Raw genomic sequence first — 1,983 nt, forward strand, 5'->3', positions numbered from 1 at the left:
AGGCCCCCAAGAGCGGCGGACGCACGGCCATGCTGTGGATCTCCCTGATCCTCGGTGCGATCGTGCTGGTGCTGCTGCTGATCTTCGTGATCCAGAACAGCCAGAAGGCGAGCTTCGAGTACTTCTCCGCGACGTTCGATCTGCCTCTCGGGGTCGCGATGCTCCTGGCGGCGATCGCCGGCGCTCTGGTCATGGCGCTCGTAGGCTCGGTGCGGATGGCGCAGATGAGCTGGACCATCCGCAAGATGCGCAAGCAGCAGGAGAAGATCCAGCGCGCCGCGCGCTGAACGCTTACAGCCGACGTTCAGCCGATTCCCACTCTCGAGGAGCACGGTGGCACCATGAACACGACTGCAGATCAGGAATTCGAGGCCCGCTTGCTCGTCGTCGACGACGAGCCGAACATCCGTGACCTCCTCGCGACCTCGCTGCGCTTCGCCGGTTTCGAGGTCTTCACGGCCTCGACCGGCAACGAGGCTATCCGCGAGGCCACCGAGCATCAGCCCGACCTCGTGGTGCTCGACGTGATGCTCCCGGACATGGACGGCTTCACCGTGACCCGTCGTCTGCGCGATCGCGGCGAGCAGTACCCGATCCTGTTCCTCACCGCGCGCGACGAGACCCAGGACAAGGTCGCCGGTCTCACCGTCGGCGGCGACGACTACGTCACCAAGCCCTTCAGCCTGGAAGAGGTCGTCGCCCGGATCCGGGCCGTGCTGCGCCGCACCCACGGCGGCCACGACGCCGCGGTGGACAGCTCCCTCGTGGTGGGCGATCTGCGCCTGGACGAGGACTCCCACGAGGTCTACCGCGCCGACGTGACGATCGAGCTGTCCCCCACCGAGTTCAAGCTGCTGCGCTACCTCATGCTCAACGCCGGTCGCGTGGTCTCCAAGACCCAGATCCTGGACCACGTGTGGGACTACGACTGGTCCGGTGAGGTCGGCATCGTGGAGTCCTACATCTCCTACCTGCGCCGCAAGATCGACGTGATCGGCGAGCCGATGATCCACACCAAGCGCGGCATCGGCTACGTGCTGCGCGCCGCCGAGAGCCACTGACGATTTGGCGCTGCCGACCCTGCGCACAGAACGGCCCGTGTCCCTGTGGACCCGGATCGTCGCGCTCATCTCCCTGCTGCTGGTCGTCGGCGTCGTCATCACCGGAAGCCTCTCGCTCTTCCTGCTCAACCGCACGCTGATCGAGTCGGTCGACAACAACCTGTACGCGAGCACCGGCGAGATGCTCACGCTCGCGCAGCACCAGCTGGCCGACGACAGCGACACGACAGCCTCGACCGCGTACACCCCGGTGGAGTACGCGGTCGAGATCCGCGACGACAGCGACCAGATCATCCACCACGACGTCAACGCGACCACCGAGCTGACCTTCCCGGACCTGTCCGATGACCAGATCATCGCGCGCGGGGGCAAGCCCTTCACGATCCTGGACTCCTCCGAGAGCCGGTGGCGTGTGGTCGCGATGGTCAACACCGGCCCGGACGGCGGCAGCGTGTACGTCGCCCTCCCCCTGGCCGGGGTGGATCGCACGATGCACGAGATGGCGCTGGTCATCGTCCTGGTCGGGACTCTCGTGGTGCTCATGGGCATGGGCCTGGGCGGCTACATGACCCACCGCTCCCTCGAGCCCCTGCAGGATGTCGAGGCCACGGCCTCCCAGATCGCCGGCGGTGACCTCTCCCGCCGTGTGCCGGTCACGTACACCAGCCTGGAAGTGCATGCCCTCGCGCTGTCGCTGAACGAGATGCTGGTGCGCATCGAGCAGTCCTTCGCCGCGCAGTCCGCGTCCGAGGAGCATGCGACGCGCTCCGAGGCGAGGATGCGGCGCTTCGTGGGCGACGCCTCCCATGAGCTGCGCACTCCCCTGGCCGCGATCCGCGGTTTCGGCGAGCTGTATCGGATGGGTGCGCTGGGGACCGACGAGGACGTCGCCTCGGCGATGCGTCGCATCGAGGACGAGGCC

The 1,983-nt window shown here is 67.1% G+C and carries 3 protein-coding genes; all 3 read left to right on the forward strand.

The genetic code is table 11. The annotated features are described in order from the left end of the window. Positions 1-287, forward strand: a 287-nt coding sequence (locus CIK81_RS17815; RefSeq protein ID WP_114355988.1) for a lipopolysaccharide assembly LapA domain-containing protein, incomplete at its 5' end; no start/stop codon positions are given. A gap of 54 nt (positions 288-341) precedes the next feature. Continuing rightward, on the forward strand, positions 342-1,061 hold the full coding sequence (locus CIK81_RS17820) for a response regulator transcription factor (protein WP_096163871.1): 720 nt from the start codon (positions 342-344) through the stop codon (positions 1,059-1,061). Between the two features lie 37 nt (positions 1,062-1,098). Further along, the coding region (locus tag CIK81_RS17825) for a HAMP domain-containing protein (RefSeq protein WP_241964263.1) at positions 1,099-1,983 on the forward strand (885 nt) is incomplete at its 3' end.

The sequence above is a fragment of the Brachybacterium sp. JB7 genome, assembly GCF_003335205.1.
Classification (GTDB): Bacteria; Actinomycetota; Actinomycetes; order Actinomycetales; family Dermabacteraceae; genus Brachybacterium; species Brachybacterium alimentarium.